We start from the raw sequence: 1,352 nt of genomic DNA, 5'->3' as shown, positions 1-1,352 counted from the left end.
TAATAATCGTTACTATCTGAAATTCATCTGTCCAACAAATTGGGTTCAGTTCATTTTGTAGTTAGTTTTCAAAAATCAAACTGGTGCCGGTGACAGGAATCGAACCTGCAACCTACTGGTTACGAGTCAGTTGCTCTACCATTGGAGCTACACCGGCAATTTGGCGGTACGCAGGCGATTCGAACGCCTTACCCCACGCTCCGGAGGCGTGTGCTCTATCCACTTGAGCTAGCGCACCACGTCGCATATATTATTTTACCACTATTTATTTATGAGTGCTATAAATATTTATTTGTCAATGATAATCAATTTTGTTAGAATGTCTACAATAAGAGGTGATCATAATGAAAAAGGGGGTTATTTTAACCGCACTTGGCGGTATTTTTTGGGGATTATCAGGAACAATAGGACAATTTTTGTTTCAAAATTATCATCTTAACACAACATGGTTAACAACCATGCGAATGTTAGGAGCAGGCATTATATTATTGATTATTTGTTTTATTAAAGATAGGAAGAAGTCTATTGCTATTTGGAAACATCAATCAGATGTAATTCAACTTATTTGTTTTTCTATATGTGGTTTAATGTTTTGTCAATATTCATATATGACTGCTATTTATCATTCAAATAGTTCTACGGCAGCTATACTACAATATCTTAATCCAGTATTTATTATGTTATATACATGTCTTGTTTGTAAAAGATTACCTTACAAAAAAGAAATTATTTGTATACTACTTGCCTTTAGTGGAACATTTATTCTTGCCACTCATGGTAATATTCATGAAATGAATATTACTCCTTTGGGATTATTTTGGGGTGTTATGGCTGGTTTATCAGCATCTCTCTATTCGCTATTACCAAGAAATCTTATGAATAGATGGGGAAGTTTAATTCCTATTGGTTATGCTATGTTAATTGGTGGTATTGTTTTAGGTATCATCGGTAAAGTGTGGACTATTCAAGTATCATTAGATTTTATTGGTATCATCGGGGTTCTTGGCATTATCGTTATTGGAACAGCATTGGGATTTTCATTATATCTATTAGGTGTACATTATATTGGGGCTATGCGTGCTTCGCTGATTGGAGCACTTGAACCTGTAAGCGCAACATTTTTTATGTGTGTATGGCTTCACTCTTCATTTACAGTATTTGATTTAATTGGTTTTATTTTAATTCTATCAACAATATTTATCCTAAGTTATAAAAAAGAAGCATAGCTTCTTTTTATTTTCGTTAAGTGAAAAAATAAAGTAATGTCTTGCTTTTTTGTCTATAATCATATGTGTAATCAAGGAGGAAAGATAAATGAATAAAAAACCTGTAAAAATTGTAACAATCGGTGG

At 33.1% G+C, this 1,352-nt stretch carries 1 protein-coding gene and 2 tRNA genes; 1 reads left to right on the top strand and 2 read right to left on the bottom strand.

All coding sequences use genetic code 11. The features are described from left to right. Positions 1 to 81: 81 nt before the first annotated feature. Together DW911_RS10860 and DW911_RS10855 are read right to left on the bottom strand one after the other, a co-directional pair. A tRNA-Thr gene (locus DW911_RS10860) sits at positions 82 to 157 on the bottom strand. A gap of 4 nt (positions 158 to 161) precedes the next feature. After that, a tRNA-Arg gene (locus DW911_RS10855) sits at positions 162 to 238 on the bottom strand. A gap of 106 nt (positions 239 to 344) precedes the next feature. On the opposite strand from DW911_RS10855, the gene DW911_RS10850 reads away from it, so the two are divergent. After that, on the top strand, positions 345 to 1,226 hold the full coding sequence (locus DW911_RS10850; RefSeq protein ID WP_118434203.1) for a DMT family transporter: 882 nt from the start codon (positions 345 to 347) through the stop codon (positions 1,224 to 1,226). Positions 1,227 to 1,352: the final 126 nt, after the last annotated feature.

The sequence above is a fragment of the Erysipelatoclostridium sp. AM42-17 genome, assembly GCF_003480255.1.
GTDB lineage: Bacteria > Bacillota_I > Bacilli_A > Erysipelotrichales > Coprobacillaceae > Faecalibacillus.
The sequence above is the reverse complement of the archived record's forward strand: the minus strand, read 5'-3'. Positions and strand labels throughout refer to the sequence as shown.

What these genes read in the sequence shown, in the direction of transcription:
- DW911_RS10850 (WP_118434203.1), top strand. Translation starts at nt 345, where the DNA reads ATGAAAAAGGGGGTTATTTTAACCGCACTTGGCGGTATTTTTTGGGGA.